The organism is Bacillus sp. FSL M7-1020, assembly GCF_038050415.1.
Classification (GTDB): domain Bacteria; phylum Bacillota; class Bacilli; order Bacillales; family Bacillaceae_G; genus Bacillus_A; species Bacillus_A toyonensis.
In genome coordinates, this window is sequence record NZ_JBBOTW010000001.1 from 3973851 (window position 1) to 3990641 (window position 16791).

A 16791-nucleotide genomic window follows, 5' to 3' on the forward strand; every position below is an offset into this window, starting at 1 on the left:
TATTAAGCAGCTTGCTTTTGACGTTTTTGAGTTTTTGATCCCAATACTTTCGGGATAATGAAACCATCCATTCCAAATTTCCCAGCGTTCATACCGGAAACAAGAACAAACATAGATAAGATAACCATCTCAGGGTTCACACCGATTGACCCACTAAACATATAGGAAAAGTTCATTACAAGGCCAAAAAAGACCGCTGTTTTTGTTAAACAGCCTACAATTAAACCAATTCCAACTAAAATTTCTCCCCATGTTACAAGTGTATTAAACAAATCTACATTTGGAATTGCAAATTCTTGTAAAAATGATGCCCACCAAGATTGAACAGCCGGTTGTGCTCCTTTAGATTTTTCAATTGCACCTTGTAAATAACCCGTTGCATCGAATCCTTTTCCTTGTAGTTTACCAATTCCAGCCATTAACCATGTGTAACCAAGATATACTCGAATTACTGCTAATACAAAAGAAACTGCTTTGTTTTCTCTTAAAAATTGAATAACCATATCTTCCTCCTAAAGGTGTAATTAAGTCAGTTACAGATAATATAATAACATTAGTTACTTATTTTTCAAACGTTAATTATGAATAATTTGTGTCATACATATTAAACATTAAAAACTAACGTTTATATAGTAACTTTTATTACCTATAAAAACTTGAACATATCATACCACAGGTGATAATCATTTTCATTGAAAAAATTGTAAAAAAAATGTGTGCTAAATGTGAAACGTGTTTATTCTATATTTAAATAAACACGTCTCGCACTACTTATATAATCGAAAAGTATCGGTCTCTTCATCAATTAATCTCGCTTCTTGAAAGGCTTCTTCTAACGTTTTGTCATGGTTAATAACACTGTAAAATAAGCGTATTGTAAACATAAGCGCTGCATTCCCATCTACGTAATCTATCGACCCAATATACGATTTCGCGCCACTATATAAAAATGATTCTGCTAATTTCCCCTCCCCTAACGTGCACCCACTATTTACAATATGTGTATTATGCAATTTTGCATATTTATAAATTTCTTTCGCTCCAAAGTTCCCTCTCGGTTCATCTTGTTCGTAAATATCTTCACCTAACTCTTCCATGACAAACTTTCCTTCCTCACCATGAAAGCAAAAAATAACATAATTGATATCGTTATATAAGTTCTTTCCAGAAAGAATTTCCACGAAATCATTCGGCCTACCAATCCAATATGTCACAACTCTTGCCCCAAAATATTCAAGCGATGCTCGGATTGATTGTGCCTCTAAATCAGAATTAAAGCCAACTACTAGTGCAACATTCAACATACACCCTCCATCCTATAATTAGATCTCCTCAATCAAACTATTAAGGGATACATCCATTTTATATATACCCGTTTCTTTCAAAAAATCAGATCTAGTTAAAACGACTTTCTGTAAATATTGCCGATACGCTGTAATTGTCCCGTCGTGAGATACAATGCAAATTCTTTCCGCCCCCAGCTCATAACACCAAAGAAGAAATTCATCTACTATTTGCTGAAAACGATTCTCTGAAATAGTATTTATACCTTCCGTCCATAACTGCTTATTTGTACTTTTCGCAATCGAAAAATGTGGAAATAAATTTGTTATTATTCCTTGATCTACTATGTGATCACATGGTAATGTTTTCGCTCCTTCTCGATAAGGAAAAATACGTGGGGATGCATATGGATGAACGATTTTTTGACAAGCTACTTTCTCACTCCATATCGCCGCCGTTTGTAAAGTTCTAAGTGTAGGGCTAGCGATTAATATATCTGTTTTCTGTAATGGTACATTGAATTGAATGAATCCAGCCTGATTCCTTCCCTCATCCGTTAATGATGAATTCAACATTTGTAAACTTGCCGGCAAATCCTTTGTATGTTCTCCTTCACCGTGCCGAACAAAGACGAGTTTCATACCCATCCTCCTCTCTCCATGAAATCCTTCAACATAATTTCTTCCCTATCTCATTCATTATTCCTGCTATAAAAAAACAATATGTAAAAAGTATTCGACATAAATAACAGGAAAATATTACAATTGCATATGTAAAATACTTTTTACAAGGAAGAGGGGAATTATAAATATGAAATGGATAACCATCTTAATTGGAATGATTATATGGGGATATATAAACGGATTTTTTAGTAGTGATAAAACTGCTAATCCTTGGATTACAGATGATGAACGAGAAACAAAAATTAAACAGAAAGCAATTATTGCAAGCTGGTCCGGTGTTTTTATGTTTTGTACCATTAACCTCTTAAACAAATGGTTAGGTGTAGAAACAAACAATACATCACCTTACTTACCATCTTCTATCGCAACTATTTTAAAAGAAAATATAGAGTTACAAATTTTATTTATGCTATTTATTACGTATGGCATCTTTTACATATACTACCGAAGAAAATTAAGCGCTTAACTTTTTATCTCATGATTATCCTCCTAAATGGTTATAGTAATTAGGACGAAATGAAAGGAGCGATAGAAAAATGAGTAACTCGAATGATTTTTTAGATACACTGCATGAAAAACAAGCAAAAGATGAACAAAATAGAAAACGTCAGGGGAACGGAAACCCAGCGAAAAAGAAGCCAAATAAAACACATAAATAACAATAAAAAACCTGCCTAAAATTATCTTTTAGGCAGGTTTTTTATTCTTCTTTCACCGAGATAACATTTTCCCAATTCCATTTCTCATAATACCACTCTGGTACATCTATATTTTCAATCCACTTCATTTCATGCTTTCCATCTTTATGAGCAAGCCATACATCCGCTTTCTTACGGTCTGAACGTATCCATATTAATTGATTACTCTTATTCATGAAGAGCGGATGATAATCTCCTTGCCTATGAGGTGGCTTTGTGATTCGATGTTGTTCGTCGCTTGTACTATCGATTTCATATAAAGATGGTAGTGGTCTTTTTTCTGGTGGAGTTTCTATCCCCGCCTCTTTTGCTCGTGAAACGATAATTACGTTATCATTCTTCCATGTAAAATCCCAATCGACATATCCTTTCGGTGTAAATGTGTTCTGTTGAAGTGCTGGCAATTCTTTTACTTTTAAATGTTTATTCTCTAACGCAACTCTCCCGCTTCCTTCAATATAGGCCAATATATTGTTGGCTGGCGCCCATTTGAACCATTGTGTGTTTAATAACATTTGATCTACCTTTTCAAAACGACTACCATCTGCACGAACTAAGCAAAGCGTATTGCTATCAGCTGACCATGAAGCTGTCGGTACTGCTAAAAATGAAATCCACTTTTGATCTGGCGACCACTGAAAGCCACTTGCAACTAATGCTAGGAAATCATCATGTTCATTTGGTAATGCATACAAATGCTTCATTTTATGAGGATTCATATGTGCATCTTTTTGTACTTCATATAGCTGGGCTCCTGTCCACCCTGTTGGAAGTAAATGTGCTTCAGATGATACAAAAAACTTCTTTCCATCAGGATACCATGCATAATCTCCTACACCTGCCGATACATTTTCAAAATCTGTATTCTTTTTTTCTACATCAAATGTATTTAATGTACCTGTAAATATAAATGCAATTATATTTTCTGTTGGTGACCATTGATAATTCGATGCTTCTGAGTGAAACGGCGTAACTTTCTTTCCATCTTTCAGCCGATATAACTCAAGACTACCTTCTTTCTTTCCTTTTACATATGCCAGCCACTCTCCATCATGAGACCACTTTGGCCCTGTTATATACTCTCCTTTTGTAAGTTGTTTCTCTTTCCCCTCAACTTTAATCCAGAGGTCATGATGACGAATAAAAGCAATTTTCGCTTCATTATTTTCTGCGCTACTATTAATGATTGAACATAAAAATAAGACTAACATTGTACCAACGCTTACTATGAACCGTTTCATAATACCCCTCCATTTCCCTCATAGCATTCCTCAATGTCCACCTACAATATGTAAAAAATACCTATTCGACATAATCAGAAAAAATTTCCCAAGAAATTTTAAATTCATAGAGGATTGGTATGAATTATGCCGAAAATATAGTTTATCTAACATCCGATTATGTAATTCGAGATAAATTTGTAAGATTAATTTTCGGAATATTGACACTTTTTATCAGGGGGAGTTTCTATGAAAAAAACTACATCTACACTACTGAGTATGGCGCTCGTCTTTTCCAGTTTTGGAGCTTTAAGCGCCCATGCTGAATCACTGCAAAAAGAGAAGCAATTTAGTCCACAGTTAAAAGCAAACATTACACAATGGGGAGAAAATAAAATTACGCAAAATGTTGAAACAAAAACATCAAAAGAAATATCTGTCATTGTAGAATTGCAACATGCTCCACTCGCTTCACAAAGTAACATTCAACATGCTCCAGATTTACAAAATAATAATGCCCAGTCTTATCATGCGCAACTAAAAAAAGCACAAGAAGATACTACTAAGAAAATAAAAGAAAAAGCACCGAAAGCAACGATAAAAGAAACGTATAGTACGTTATTTTCTGGGTTTTCTATCTCTATTCCAGGGGATCAAATTACCGCTCTAGCTTCTTTACCTGAAGTAAAAACAATTTATCCAAACTTAACATACAAATTACATGAAACGTCAAAAAGTCCGGCTAATCAAGAAACACCAAATATTGGAGGGCCGACAGTTGGTGCGCCTGAAGCTTGGAATTTAAAAGATCCGACTGGCAAACCACTTGATGGAAAAGGAATGAAAGTCGCTATTATCGATTCAGGTGTAGACTATACACACCCTGATTTAAAAGCAAATTATATCGGCGGCTATGATACAGTCGATGAAGATAATGATCCGATGGACGGAAACGTACACGGTACTCATGTTGCTGGAATTATCGCTGGTAATGGAAAAATAAAAGGGATTGCTCCAAATGCCTCTATACTTGCTTACCGTGTCATGAATGATGGGGGTACTGGTACAACCGAAGATATTATTCAAGGTATTGAGCATGCTATTCAAGATGGTGCCGATGTTTTAAATCTATCTCTTGGTCAAGATTTAAATGTACCCGATCAACCTGTAACAATGACGCTAGAACGGGCGGCGAAACTTGGTGTTACTGCGGTCGTATCAAATGGAAATGATGGACCCAAACCTTGGTCTGTAGATGCACCTGGGAATGCAAGTAGTGTCATCTCTGTTGGAGCATCTACAGTTTCTATTCCATTTCCAACATTCCAAGTAGCTGGTTCCAATAAATCTTACCAAGGATTACCGTTATCAAAATCGGATTTCCAAGTAGGAAACGATGCCCAGCTTGTATATGTTGGATACGGTAATCCAAGTGATTACGCTAAACAAGATGTAAAAGGTAAGTTCGCGCTTGTCTTACAAGGGACTTCGAGCACGTTTGTAAAAGCTGAACAAGCAAAACAAGCTGGCGCTCTCGGCGTGCTACTAATTTCTAACGAAAAAGAAATTAATATTATGCCAGAATATTTTGGTCGTGAAGAAGTAGCTCTTCCTGTTATGCAGCTATCCAATACGAATGGCGAAGAGTTGAAAAGTTTAATTACAAAACGAAAGAAAAATATAAAAATTGGACAACCAAAACAAACAGAACTTATTGGTAATTTTAGTTCAAGGGGACCATCACAAGGAAGTTGGCTTATAAAGCCTGATGTTGTTGCACCTGGCGTACAAATTACAAGTACAGTACCAAGAGGTGGCTATGAATCTCACAATGGGACAAGTATGGCTGCGCCGCAAGTAGCTGGAGCCGTTGCTCTATTACGTCAAATGCATCCTGATTGGACGACAGAACAATTAAAATCATCTCTTGCCAATACAGCCGAAACATTAAAAGACGTAAATGAAAACACATATCCTGTTATGACACAAGGATCGGGCTTAATTAATATTCCAAAAGCAGTAAAAGCGGACGCATTAGTTACACCAAACAATGTAAGTTTCGGTCTAATTAAACCAAATAGCGGAAAAGTAAAATTAACACAAAATATTACACTACAAAATCTTTCTAGCAAAAAGAAAAACTTTTCAACTCGCATTGAACTATTAGATACAAAAACGAAAGTTCAAACTTCTTTCGCTTCTTCTGTGAGCGTAAAACCGAATAGTAACATAGAAAAACCTTTTACCATTACTGTGGATAGTTCTTTGCCACAAGGTGTATATACAGGGAATGTATATGTAAAAGAACAAGGTAAGACAGAAGAAATACGTATTCCATTTACATTTAGCATTGATCCAAAAGAATACAAACGTATTGATGGCCTTGAAATTGTTAATTCTACTTTCAGTCCAAATAATGACCAAATACTAGATGACAATCTTATCAATTACTATTTAGTTACACCCGTTGAGGATGTAACGTTTCACGCTAATTTAATTACGAAAGACCGAGTAACCTATCAAGGTATCGTTTATCAAGGTAAAAATGAAACACCAGGTTATAAATCTTTCAAATGGAATGGTACAAAAGTTGGTGGATCCCCTCTGCCTGACGGCTTATACCAAATTGAAGCTGTTGCTTCTAATTCTGGTGGAGAAACGAAACAAACAGGGGCTGTGTTTGTCGACCGCACTGCACCTAAATTAACACACGAAGTTGATCAAGAAAATCTCATAATTAGAGGGAAAGTAACTGATATACTGTTAGATTGGATGACAGAATCCGGATGGGTTGCTCCAGGGCATCCTGTCACGATACAGTATGAAATTAACGGGAATGGTACATGGGAAAATGCATTCCTGAACCATTGGGAGAAAAACTACGAAATTTATTTCGATCGTAGTCAATTACAGCAAGGAAAGAATACAATTCACATTGTAGCAACTGATGCCGCTGGAAATACATCTAATTTGAATGTTGATTTAGAAGTGAAATAATTAAATTATTGTTGACAATCTTTTAAAAATAGTTTTATAATACGAAACATAGTTTAGTTGAACGAATTATATATCGGCTTTGAAGGAATACTAGTAGCGACTTATATCCCTGTCTCAGAGAACTGATGGTTGGTGTAAATCAGTACATATACAAGCGTGAATTACAATTCTGGAGCTTCTTTCCCGTAGTGCACATAGTGCATGAAGAGGAAGACGGATCTTTCCGTTATCTTAAAGTGAGTGGTAAACAATTTTTATGTTTACAATTAGGGTGGTACCGCGATTTTTATCGTCCCTATCGGATTTTCCGATAGGGGCTTTTTTGCGTCCTTCCCTTTTATACAACTTCATATATACGCATTGAAAGAATCGCAGTAGTATATTATATCCCTGTTACAGAGAGCTAGTGGTCGGTGGAAATTAGCACATATATAAGTACGAATTACAATTCTGGAGCTTCTTTTTCGTAGTGCTTTTATGCATGAAGGAAAAGACGGAGTTTTTCCGTTATCATGAATTGAGATGTAAGTGTATTTTCACTTACAAATAGGGTGGTACCGCGATTCTTTCGCCCCTATCGGATGTTCCGATAGGGGCTTTTTCTATTTCTCAAAGAAACAAATGTTAAATAATTCCGAATCTTATGATAAAATTTTATAAGCGCTTACAATTTGAAAGGGGGTGATATAAGCTATACGAAACTCATATTCAATTTTATAGAAAACAAGGAGGATGTCTAAATGACAAAGAAAATAGAAATCCCATCGCATTTAAAACCATTCGTATCCACACAACATTATGATCAATACACACCGGTGAATCACGCTGTGTGGCGTTACATTATGAGACAAAATCATAGCTTCTTAAAAGACGTTGCCCATCCAGCCTATGTGAATGGACTACAATCATCTGGTATTAATATAGATGCAATTCCAAAGGTAGAAGAAATGAATGAATGCTTAGCACCAAGCGGCTGGGGAGCTGTAACAATTGATGGCCTTATTCCTGGCGTCGCATTTTTCGATTTTCAGGGGAACGGATTACTACCAATTGCAACAGATATTCGTAAAGTAGAAAATATCGAGTACACACCAGCTCCAGATATTGTACACGAAGCGGCAGGACACGCACCGATTTTACTTGATCCTACATATGCAAAATATGTGAAACGTTTTGGACAAATTGGTGCAAAAGCTTTCTCTACAAAAGAAGAACATGATGCATTTGAAGCTGTTCGTACATTAACGATTGTCAAAGAAAGCCCTACTTCTACTCCTGATGAAGTTAAGGCTGCTGAAAATGCTGTAATTGAAAAACAAAACTTAGTTTCTGGTTTATCAGAAGCTGAACAAATTTCACGTCTTTTCTGGTGGACAGTGGAGTACGGATTAATTGGAAATATTGACGATCCAAAAATTTACGGTGCTGGTCTTCTTTCCTCTGTCGGCGAAAGCAAACATTGCTTAACAGATGCTGTAGAAAAAGTTCCTTTCTCAATTGAAGCTTGCACAGGGACAACTTATGATGTGACAAAAATGCAACCACAGCTATTTGTTTGTCAATCATTTGAAGAGTTAACTGAGGCGCTTGAGACGTTCTCTGAAACGATGGCATTCAAAACAGGTGGCACAGAAGGATTAGAAAAAGCAATTCACTCCGAAAATCATGCCACAACTGAGTTAAGTAGCGGATTACAAATTACGGGCACATTTACAGAAACAATTAAAAATGATGCCGGCGAAGTCATTTACATGCGAACAAGCTCTCCAACTGCATTAGCAATTCATAATAAGCAGTTGGCAAATCATTCTACCTCTGTACACAGTGATGGATTCGGGACACCGATCGGATTACTAAATGGTAATATCGCACTAGAAGATTGTACAGAAGAAAAGTTACATTCATTAGGCATTACAATTGGAAACAGCGCAGATTTTACTTTTGCAAGTGACATTCATGTAAAAGGAACAGTAACTGATATTGTAAAGAATGATAATAAAATTGCCCTTATCTCGTTTATAGATTGTACAGTTACTTATAAAGATCGTTTACTATTTGATGCTTCATGGGGCGCATTTGATATGGCTGTTGGCTCACAAATCACTTCAGTATTCCCAGGTGCCGCAGATGCAGCAGCATTTTTCCCAATGGATGAAGAAGTTCAAGAAATTCCTGCTCCACTTGTACTGAATGAACTTGAACGTATGTATCAAACAGTTCGAGATATTCGAAGTGAGGGGATTTTACACGACGCGCATATCGATCAATTAGTAGCAATTCAAGAAGTATTAAATACATTTTATGCGAAAGAATGGCTGCTTCGCCTTGAAATATTAGAATTACTTTTAGAGCATAACAAAGGGCATGAAACATCTGCAGCATTACTACATCAACTTTCTACTTTCACAACTGACGAAGCTGTAACACGCCTTATTAACAATGGTCTTACGTTACTTCCAGTAAAGGGTGTGAGAAATGATGCTAAGATTAACTGAAGAAGAAGTTCGCGAGGAGTTATTGAAGGTAGATAAATGGATGGTAAAAGATGAGAAATGGATTGAACGAAAATATATGTTTTCCGACTACTTAAAAGGAGTCGAATTTGTCTCTGAAGCCGCCAAACTATCAGAAGAACATAATCACCATCCATTTATCCTTATCCAGTATAAAGCAGTTATTATTACTTTGTCATCTTGGAATGCAAAAGGTTTAACGAAACTAGATTTTGAGCTTGCAAAACAATTTGATGAACTATTTTTACAAAACGAAAATGCAATTATAAGAAAATAAAAAAAGAGAAGCCTTTTTAGGCTTCTCTTTTTATTTTGAAATGGATACAATGTCCAAATGGATCCTCGACTTGTAATATTCCATCTTTGTACGTAGCAATTTTGCCAATATTTTTTAAGCTTTCACATACTTGCTCTTTTTGTTTTTCATCCGCTAGTACAATTGTGAAATATTTCAAACCAACAGAACCTGGCATTTGCGGTGGTACCCCTTCACCTTGCCACGTATTTAAACCGATATGATGATGATAACCACCTGCTGATACGAACAACGCTCCATTACGAGCTGGGATCGTTATTTCAAAACCAAGACCATCAACATAGAAACGTTTCGCTTCCTCTAAATCAGCTACATGGAAATGAATATGCCCCATCACAGTACCATCTGGAAATCCATTCCATGTACTTCCTTGCTGTAATAATTCTTCACCAGCTAACGGGTTACTAACAAATGGGAGTTCTCCATTCTCATCACGCCAAACTTCTTTTTGTCGATCATGATAAATTTCAATCCCGTTTCCATCTGGATCAGCTAAATAAAGAGCTTCACTAAAGTAATGATCGGCTCCACCATGTAGTGGATATACCATCTCTACAAGATGACGAAGAACATTCGCTAAATCCTGCCTACTTGGTAATAAAATTGCGTAATGATATAACCCTGTTCTTGCTCTTTGCTTCGGAAAAGCTTCTTTCTTTTCTTCAATGATAAGAAGTGGTTCATCATTTTCATTCCCAAATGTAACGACTGCTTCTTCTTCTTTTAGCACCTTCATACTTAGTACTTCCGTATAAAACTCTAGTGATTTCTTTACATTAGATACGTATAAATGAACAACATCAAGTGTTGTATCGGGATGAAGTTGAAAACTCATCTTGTTAGCCCCCCCATTTAAATTAGTTCTTCTTTGACATTTTTTCTTTTAAGAAATTATCTACAAAACCATCAGCTTTTGCAACAAATAAGTATGCACCCATTGCTAATAATGCAAGTTCTAATTCGAAACCAGGATTTTTTCCATCTCCCAATAAACCAGCTGACCATTTCACTTTTACGATTGCCCCAACCATAACAAGTGCAAATAATAATCCAATATATCTTACACCTAAACCTAGAATTAATAATAGGCCTCCAACTAATTCAAATGTTGCTACACCGTATGCCAGTCCTCCTGGTAAACCAATGCTTGTAAACCATCCTGCAATATTGTCAATTCCTGATTGGAATTTTGTTAAACCGTGCATAAAGAACGTTACCCCTAACACGATACGAATAATTAAGTTACCAATATGTTGATTCATTTCTTTCTCTCCTTTATAGTTTTCTTATACAAAACTTTTATTCACATTACAAAACATACACTAATTTTTTTTATTCGTCAATTCATTTTCATTGGGAAAAAATATATTTTTTTTGCTATGATACAAATAGTTGTTTACAAAAAGGAGCTTGATTTTATGAATATTGGTTCTGCAATACGTGAAATTCGTCAACGTAGAGGCATAACAATTGCACAAATTTGTGAAGGAACAGGTCTTTCTAAAGGCTTTATGAGTCAGGTTGAAAATAATAAAACATCACCATCTATCTCAACGTTAGAAACGATCTCAAATTTTTTAAACGTTCCCCTTCCCTATTTATTGTTAGAACAAAAAGATCGATTGAAAATTGTTAAAAAAGAAGAACGAAAATACAGTGTATACGGCAAAGATGAGCAAAGAATTGAACATGTTGCGGAGCAAGGTGGCCTTCGCCTGAATCTCGTAGAAATTCCTGCCGGGTTTCCGAAAGAAAACTCACCAAATGCCCATGAAGGTGAAGAGTGTCATCTTGTATTACGCGGAAAGCTAGAAGTTCAACATGGTGAAGATATTGCAATTGTAGAAGAAGGTGATTCTTTCTCTTGGAATGCATGCGTTCCACATATTGTTCGTAATGTAGGAAAAGAATCCGCACTATTACTTATCTCTAGTCATGCGGAGAATCGAAAACGCGTTTACTAATCAATAAAAAAGAAGCCTGCTTCAAACAGGCTTCTTTTTTATTCTCGTATAATCCCGTAACTTGTCCCAACTAGCACCGTCTTTTCATGTTGATTGCGATAAACTGATTCGATTGAAACTTTTTTATACCCTTCCATTTGCTCTATATTTGTTAAAGTTAATTCACAAGTAATCGTATCCCCTGTAAAAACTGGTCTAATAAACTCACTTACTAATTCTCTTGCTATGTAATGTAACTCTTCGCCTACTTTCGTTCCAATGCTAGCAGTCAATAAACCATGAACCATTAATCGGCCATTCTCATCATATTCCATATGATGTCTCCCTTTATCACCTGTAATATTTGCAAATTCGAAAACTTCTTCCTCAGTAAATCTTCTTTCATATTTAAATACTTCCCCAACTTTTATACTCATTTTTATCCCCCTAATAATAAACTGAATTTTCTTTCATTTTATCATGAAATGAGTCTTAATTCATTTTCTATTACAAAAAATAATTAGAAATACTTATAACTGTATTTCTTTACTTTTCACCCATTTACCGATGACCATCTCTTTTTGCGATTTGGTATCCATAATACGCACATGTACCATTTCTGGATAACTCTCTAACTTCAAATCCACAACTTCTATAAAAATCAAAATTGTTCGCAGATGTATGTGCAAACCAATCACCATGGGGAAGCTTTTGTAAACAAAGAGCTACAAGTTTCTTACCCAATCCTTTCCCCCTATACTCACACTTCACAACCAAATTTACTATGTTAGCAACCATCATTTGATCAGAAATCACTCTAACCATCGCAACCATTTCTTCTTCATCCCAAATTGTGAAAGCCCATGTTGAATTTTCAAATGCAAGCGTAAATTTTTCAATTTGCCAAGAAGGGATATTATCATTACTCCAACCGGCATCTTCAAATAAAGTTTTAATTGCATATGCTGGTACTCCATTCGTTCCTTCACGGATAATAAGCCCATTATGGTAAATATACATGTAATCCCCCTTTATTTTTATATACCATTCTTCAAAAGATGCAATTTACCTTTTTTCATCCAACTCGCTTAATCGAATAAACAAGAACATCCATCCCCTGAAATGAAGTTGTTTTCTCATAACTAAGCCCTGTTTTTCTAGCAACAAATATTGAGGCGGGATGGTTCGGATTAATAAGAGAAATTAATTTATTCATTTGTAATGCTTGGAAACCGTAGTCTCGAAATGCCGCAGCTGCTTCTTTCGCATACCCTTTTCCCCAATACTGAGGAAGTAACCAATAACCAATTTCAATTTCCTCTTTTCCATCTATCTTCTGCTTTACTAGTCCCGCATGACCAATTCGTATTCCCGTTTCCCTTTCAATCATTACAAATAAACCGAGACCATTTTTATAATTAGGAATTACCCACTCCTCCAAGCTTTTTTTGCATTGCATATATGTTTTTAACGTCCCATTTCCAATATAGCGCATTACCTTCTCGTTTCCCCATAGTGAAGCGTAGAACTGTAAATCATCCATTGTATATTTGCGAACTTGTAAACGATCTGTATGAAACATTTCTGCACTCCTTCCCACTAATGTGTTCTTTATTTCACGACCATATTTTACATGTATAATAAGTATTACTACCTATTATAAATGAACGAAACAAAAAATGCAGAATGTTCATTCTTTTACCCGATAAAAAAAGCAGTAGACAAATATTGTCTACTGCATCCATATCATAACTAGCACAAAGAAAACTACAATTGAGGGGGGTGTAGGATTTTCAAATATACTAGATACTTATCCCGTTCTAACGGGCGGTAAACTTTTCAATTATTTGAAAAGTTTACCGCACATAAGAACTTTTGCGGTCATTAAGAGAGCACTGTTAAGTAATCAAACACACGCTGTGCTTTTTCTCCACCCATTCGCGCATGTTGAAGAAGGGAAATACCATGTGGGCCAGATGCACGTAATGCTTCTGGTTGTGCTACTAAAATAGCTTGTACAACTTCTAACTCTCCAAGCATAGCTGCAGCAAAAATATCCATGCGAGCACCCTTTTCCAGTAAATAAAGAGCAATATCTTTACGACCTACATGTGCCGATGCTCCTAAGGCACTTTCCCAATCTGATCCGCCCCAATTGTAAGAGGCATGAAGTAAGCTGGGCGATTCAACCAACAGTTCCTGTACTTTTTCTAAATTTCCGTGAGCTGCCATAACAAATTCTCTTACTAACTCAGTGGTAATACGCTCTTCTGTATGCATCGCTCTTCTCCTTTTTTAGAAATTCGTTTCGGTGTAAAAAATGGTTTGTCACTTCCTTGAAAAATATCCACTTCTATACCAAATACATATTGAAACATTTCATGACATAATACTTCTTCTGGTACACCGTCATACTGAATCTCCCCTCGCTTTAATACGAGTAAACGATCACTATATTGAGTAGCTTGGTTAATGTCATGTAAAACCATTACAATTGTCATACCAAACTCCTCATTTAATCGTTTCACAAGTTCCATTACTTCCAACTGATGAACGATATCTAAAAAAGTTGTTGGCTCATCTAATAATAAAACATTCGTGCGTTGTGCTAGCGTCATTGCAATCCAAGCACGCTGCCTTTCTCCTCCTGATAAAGATTGTAAAAGACGATATTCATACCCTTCAAGATTTGTAACAGACAATGCCCAATTAACAATTTCTTCATCTTCTTTATTTAAGCGAACACTCCATGATTTATGGGGGCCTCTTCCAAATTCAATTAATTCTTTCACTGTTAAATCTAATTGATGATCATGCATTTGTGGTAACATCGCTAATTGCTTTGCTACATCGGCACTCTTCATCGTATGAATATTTTTCCCATCTAAAATGATTTCCCCTTCGCTTTGTTTAAGTAGCCTTGCCATTAAACGAAGCAAAGTAGATTTCCCCGATCCATTCGGTCCAATTAAACTAACAACTTCTCCAGCTTTAATATGTACATTCATATTTTGCATTTGAAATCTTTCAGAATGTGCGTAAAACACTTTTTCAACGGAAATCACGTTGTTTTCCTCCTCTATGAATTAAATATAAGAAGAACGGACCACCTAAGAAGGATAATAAAATACCAACAGGCAATTCGATTGGATCGAACCAGCTTCGAGCTATCGCATCCGCAAAAACAAGTAATACCCCGCCGCCAAGACATGATAGAGGCAGCAAATATTTATAATCATTTCCAACTAATAAACGTAGCATATGCGGTACAACAAGACCGACAAACCCAATAAGTCCAGAAACACTAACTGCTATTCCAGCTAATAATGTACTTACTACGATTAAATAAAAACGACTTTTTTCCACGTTATGTCCTAATAACTTTGCCATTTCATCTCCAAGCATTAATACTCGAATATGCTTAATACCAAAGAAGGCTAATATAATAGCAAATATCGCATAATAAATAATCATATTTAAATGTGCCCAGCTTACACCACCAATGCCACCAGCTAACCACGGTAAAACAGATTGTACTTTGTCACTATGTAATAACATTAATGCTGACGTTGCTGCACCAATCAATGCATTAATCGACACACCTACTAAGACAATTCTTGAAGGTGGTGCCCCTTTTTGCCATGATAAAGCATAGATGACCATTGCTGTGATGAAAGCTCCTAAAAACGCCCCTAGCGGTAAAAAAGCCATGTGCTGAGGAAATAAAATCATAATTATAATTGCTACAAGACCCGCTCCAGATGAAACCCCGATAATACCAGGGTCTGCAAGAGGGTTTCTCATAACCCCTTGCAATAATGCACCTGATGTCGCTAAACACGTTCCTACTATAAATCCAACGAGCACCCTTGGTATACGAAGATCCCATACAATTCGATGAACTATCGAACCTTCATCTTGCATCCCTGTTAGGATGTCTCGTAAAGAAAAGGATAAACTTCCCGCGAAAAGACCGTAAAAAAGACCTAGAATCGTTAATACGACTAAAATAACTGCTATTCCCCATCTTTTTTTCGCAAAAGGATGTTCCTTTTCTCTTACTACTTCATTACTCTCCATACTTATCATTTCCTTACATCTTGTATACTTTTATACATAAAGTCCATAGCTTCTGTTACTTTTGTTCCAGGATTTGATCCAAATAAGTCTGGTGGTAAAATAACTACACGATTTTGTTTTACTGCATCTAAATTTTTCCACGCTTCATTTTTCATCATTTCGCCTTCAAATGCTTTTTTCACGCTATTCGGGTCTCCGTGTGTAATTAAATAAATTACATCTGGATTCGCCTCAATAATACGTTCTACACTTAGCTGTGCATATTGCGGATATTCTTTCATTTCTGGAAAACCAGCTGCAATATTTTTTCCGCCCGTTTTCTCTAAAATGTCACCTGACAGAGATGTTGGTAATGCTGCTAAATAAGTTCCTGGTGCTCCATACACTAGCAATGCTTTCACATCACTCTTTTTCTCATATTTCTTCATTTGATCATTCATTTTTTGATTCAGTTCTTTTGCTTTATCTTCTTTCTTCATTACTGCTCCGTATATTTCAATATTCTTTTGAATATCTTGTACAGAATTTGCAGTAGAAATGACTACTTTCGTCCCTTGACCTTCAACCGTTGGAACATTCTTTTGGAATCCATTGTTAGCAACAAGTACATCTGGCTTTAAGCTAGCAATTTGCTCAAAATTCGGCTGATGTGCATTCCCAATTACTTGCGCTTTCTTTAACTCCTCCGGAAGAGTTAATTTCGTATCTGGACGACCTATAATCTTTCCGCCTAAAGCATGAATAATATCCATATCACCCATACTTAATGTTGCAAAGCTCTCTGGTGTTTTATCGAATGTTACCTTTCTTCCCGATAGGTCGGTAATTTCGATTTTTTCTTTTCCTTTTTCTGTTTTGGTTGCAGACGCTTTGTCGTTTCCCTTTGCATTGCAACCTATTAATAAGAAAAAAACAGATAAAATCGCTGTAAATAGCGTAATAGACTTTTTCATTCTTCCACCTCTAATTGATAATGATAATCATTAACTACTATTCTACTTTAATTGATAAGGATTATCATTGTCAACAAAAACGCATACATTTTCTTCAAAAAAAA

Annotated in this window: 19 protein-coding genes and 2 other annotated features; of the genes, 6 read left to right on the forward strand and 13 right to left on the reverse strand. The window is 36.0% G+C overall.

Annotated features, from left to right (window positions below):
- Positions 1 to 2: 2 nt before the first annotated feature.
- The 3 genes from MHB70_RS20360 to MHB70_RS20370 all read right to left on the reverse strand — a co-directional run bounded on the left by MHB70_RS20360 (position 3) and on the right by MHB70_RS20370 (position 1925).
- A complete protein-coding gene (locus MHB70_RS20360; RefSeq protein ID WP_000236610.1) occupies positions 3 to 503 on the reverse strand; it encodes a DoxX family protein in 501 nt (166 codons plus the stop codon).
- 264 nt (positions 504 to 767) lie between these two features.
- A complete protein-coding gene (locus MHB70_RS20365) occupies positions 768 to 1304 on the reverse strand; it encodes a hypothetical protein (RefSeq protein ID WP_000935634.1) in 537 nt (178 codons plus the stop codon).
- 18 nt (positions 1305 to 1322) lie between these two features.
- Positions 1323 to 1925: a histidine phosphatase family protein gene (locus tag MHB70_RS20370; RefSeq protein ID WP_000779725.1), complete on the reverse strand. Its 603-nt coding sequence runs from the start codon at positions 1923 to 1925 to the stop codon at positions 1323 to 1325.
- Between the two features lie 169 nt (positions 1926 to 2094).
- Here MHB70_RS20370 and MHB70_RS20375 point away from each other — a divergent pair, with 169 nt between their 5' ends.
- Complete coding sequence (locus tag MHB70_RS20375; RefSeq protein ID WP_000871278.1) at positions 2095 to 2433, forward strand: hypothetical protein; 339 nt, start codon at positions 2095 to 2097, stop codon at positions 2431 to 2433.
- 70 nt (positions 2434 to 2503) lie between these two features.
- Positions 2504 to 2626 (forward strand): DUF4023 domain-containing protein, encoded by a 123-nt coding sequence (locus MHB70_RS20380; protein WP_000071861.1) that lies wholly within the window; start codon positions 2504 to 2506, stop codon positions 2624 to 2626.
- A gap of 41 nt (positions 2627 to 2667) precedes the next feature.
- On the opposite strand, the gene MHB70_RS20385 is transcribed toward MHB70_RS20380, so the two are convergent.
- Positions 2668 to 3906: an eIF2A-related protein gene (locus MHB70_RS20385; RefSeq protein ID WP_000819442.1), complete on the reverse strand. Its 1239-nt coding sequence runs from the start codon at positions 3904 to 3906 to the stop codon at positions 2668 to 2670.
- Positions 3907 to 4134: 228 nt separating this feature from the next.
- Here MHB70_RS20385 and MHB70_RS20390 point away from each other — a divergent pair, with 228 nt between their 5' ends.
- The 3 genes from MHB70_RS20390 (at position 4135) to MHB70_RS20400 (ending at position 9672) form a co-directional block, all read left to right on the forward strand.
- On the forward strand, positions 4135 to 6882 hold the full coding sequence (locus MHB70_RS20390) for a S8 family serine peptidase (protein WP_061529652.1): 2748 nt from the start codon (positions 4135 to 4137) through the stop codon (positions 6880 to 6882).
- A gap of 70 nt (positions 6883 to 6952) precedes the next feature.
- Positions 6953 to 7182 (forward strand) — a binding site (T-box leader).
- Between the two features lie 51 nt (positions 7183 to 7233).
- Positions 7234 to 7461, forward strand: a binding site (T-box leader).
- A gap of 161 nt (positions 7462 to 7622) precedes the next feature.
- Complete coding sequence (locus MHB70_RS20395) at positions 7623 to 9377, forward strand: aromatic amino acid hydroxylase (RefSeq protein WP_000162268.1); 1755 nt, start codon at positions 7623 to 7625, stop codon at positions 9375 to 9377.
- Entirely contained in the window at positions 9358 to 9672 is a 315-nt protein-coding gene (locus MHB70_RS20400; RefSeq protein ID WP_000979552.1) for a 4a-hydroxytetrahydrobiopterin dehydratase, read from the forward strand. Before MHB70_RS20395 ends, MHB70_RS20400 begins: the two co-directional genes overlap by 20 nt.
- 16 nt (positions 9673 to 9688) lie before the next feature.
- Here the strand turns inward: MHB70_RS20400 and MHB70_RS20405 are convergent, their stop codons facing one another.
- Entirely contained in the window at positions 9689 to 10546 is an 858-nt protein-coding gene (locus MHB70_RS20405; RefSeq protein ID WP_000009834.1) for a VOC family protein, read from the reverse strand.
- A 22-nt stretch (positions 10547 to 10568) separates the two neighbouring features.
- On the reverse strand, positions 10569 to 10973 hold the full coding sequence (locus MHB70_RS20410; protein ID WP_001071553.1) for a DoxX family protein: 405 nt from the start codon (positions 10971 to 10973) through the stop codon (positions 10569 to 10571).
- 156 nt (positions 10974 to 11129) lie between these two features.
- Between MHB70_RS20410 and MHB70_RS20415 the strand changes: the two genes are divergently transcribed.
- A complete protein-coding gene (locus MHB70_RS20415) occupies positions 11130 to 11675 on the forward strand; it encodes a helix-turn-helix domain-containing protein (protein ID WP_001020691.1) in 546 nt (181 codons plus the stop codon).
- A 38-nt stretch (positions 11676 to 11713) separates the two neighbouring features.
- On the opposite strand, the gene MHB70_RS20420 is transcribed toward MHB70_RS20415, so the two are convergent.
- From MHB70_RS20420 to MHB70_RS20450, 7 genes are all read right to left on the reverse strand, one after another.
- Positions 11714 to 12091 (reverse strand): MaoC/PaaZ C-terminal domain-containing protein, encoded by a 378-nt coding sequence (locus MHB70_RS20420; RefSeq protein WP_000025016.1) that lies wholly within the window; start codon positions 12089 to 12091, stop codon positions 11714 to 11716.
- Positions 12092 to 12215: 124 nt separating this feature from the next.
- Positions 12216 to 12674: a GNAT family N-acetyltransferase gene (locus MHB70_RS20425; protein ID WP_000276121.1), complete on the reverse strand. Its 459-nt coding sequence runs from the start codon at positions 12672 to 12674 to the stop codon at positions 12216 to 12218.
- A gap of 55 nt (positions 12675 to 12729) precedes the next feature.
- Entirely contained in the window at positions 12730 to 13236 is a 507-nt protein-coding gene (locus tag MHB70_RS20430) for a GNAT family N-acetyltransferase (RefSeq protein ID WP_000469138.1), read from the reverse strand.
- Positions 13237 to 13538: 302 nt separating this feature from the next.
- Complete coding sequence (locus tag MHB70_RS20435; protein ID WP_000556701.1) at positions 13539 to 13934, reverse strand: ankyrin repeat domain-containing protein; 396 nt, start codon at positions 13932 to 13934, stop codon at positions 13539 to 13541.
- Positions 13901 to 14719 (reverse strand): ABC transporter ATP-binding protein, encoded by an 819-nt coding sequence (locus MHB70_RS20440; RefSeq protein ID WP_000626361.1) that lies wholly within the window; start codon positions 14717 to 14719, stop codon positions 13901 to 13903. The genes MHB70_RS20435 and MHB70_RS20440 overlap by 34 nt, the downstream gene beginning before the upstream one ends.
- Entirely contained in the window at positions 14706 to 15734 is a 1029-nt protein-coding gene (locus tag MHB70_RS20445) for a FecCD family ABC transporter permease (protein ID WP_000445395.1), read from the reverse strand. The genes MHB70_RS20440 and MHB70_RS20445 overlap by 14 nt, the downstream gene beginning before the upstream one ends.
- Before the next feature lie 5 nt (positions 15735 to 15739).
- Entirely contained in the window at positions 15740 to 16687 is a 948-nt protein-coding gene (locus tag MHB70_RS20450) for an ABC transporter substrate-binding protein (protein WP_000748487.1), read from the reverse strand.
- Positions 16688 to 16791 lie beyond the last annotated feature (104 nt).

Coding starts and splice junctions, on each gene's coding strand:
- MHB70_RS20360 (WP_000236610.1), bottom strand. CDS start 503: ATGGTTATTCAATTTTTAAGAGAAAACAAAGCAGTTTCTTTTGTATTA.
- MHB70_RS20410 (WP_001071553.1), bottom strand. CDS start 10,973: ATGAATCAACATATTGGTAACTTAATTATTCGTATCGTGTTAGGGGTA.
- MHB70_RS20435 (WP_000556701.1), bottom strand. CDS start 13,934: ATGCATACAGAAGAGCGTATTACCACTGAGTTAGTAAGAGAATTTGTT.
- MHB70_RS20430 (WP_000469138.1), bottom strand. CDS start 13,236: ATGTTTCATACAGATCGTTTACAAGTTCGCAAATATACAATGGATGAT.
- MHB70_RS20370 (WP_000779725.1), bottom strand. CDS start 1,925: ATGAAACTCGTCTTTGTTCGGCACGGTGAAGGAGAACATACAAAGGAT.
- MHB70_RS20395 (WP_000162268.1), top strand. CDS start 7,623: ATGACAAAGAAAATAGAAATCCCATCGCATTTAAAACCATTCGTATCC.
- MHB70_RS20425 (WP_000276121.1), bottom strand. CDS start 12,674: ATGTATATTTACCATAATGGGCTTATTATCCGTGAAGGAACGAATGGA.
- MHB70_RS20415 (WP_001020691.1), top strand. CDS start 11,130: ATGAATATTGGTTCTGCAATACGTGAAATTCGTCAACGTAGAGGCATA.
- MHB70_RS20450 (WP_000748487.1), bottom strand. CDS start 16,687: ATGAAAAAGTCTATTACGCTATTTACAGCGATTTTATCTGTTTTTTTC.
- MHB70_RS20400 (WP_000979552.1), top strand. CDS start 9,358: ATGATGCTAAGATTAACTGAAGAAGAAGTTCGCGAGGAGTTATTGAAG.
- MHB70_RS20405 (WP_000009834.1), bottom strand. CDS start 10,546: ATGAGTTTTCAACTTCATCCCGATACAACACTTGATGTTGTTCATTTA.
- MHB70_RS20365 (WP_000935634.1), bottom strand. CDS start 1,304: ATGTTGAATGTTGCACTAGTAGTTGGCTTTAATTCTGATTTAGAGGCA.
- MHB70_RS20380 (WP_000071861.1), top strand. CDS start 2,504: ATGAGTAACTCGAATGATTTTTTAGATACACTGCATGAAAAACAAGCA.
- MHB70_RS20385 (WP_000819442.1), bottom strand. CDS start 3,906: ATGAAACGGTTCATAGTAAGCGTTGGTACAATGTTAGTCTTATTTTTA.
- MHB70_RS20420 (WP_000025016.1), bottom strand. CDS start 12,091: ATGAGTATAAAAGTTGGGGAAGTATTTAAATATGAAAGAAGATTTACT.
- MHB70_RS20390 (WP_061529652.1), top strand. CDS start 4,135: ATGAAAAAAACTACATCTACACTACTGAGTATGGCGCTCGTCTTTTCC.
- MHB70_RS20375 (WP_000871278.1), top strand. CDS start 2,095: ATGAAATGGATAACCATCTTAATTGGAATGATTATATGGGGATATATA.
- MHB70_RS20445 (WP_000445395.1), bottom strand. CDS start 15,734: ATGGAGAGTAATGAAGTAGTAAGAGAAAAGGAACATCCTTTTGCGAAA.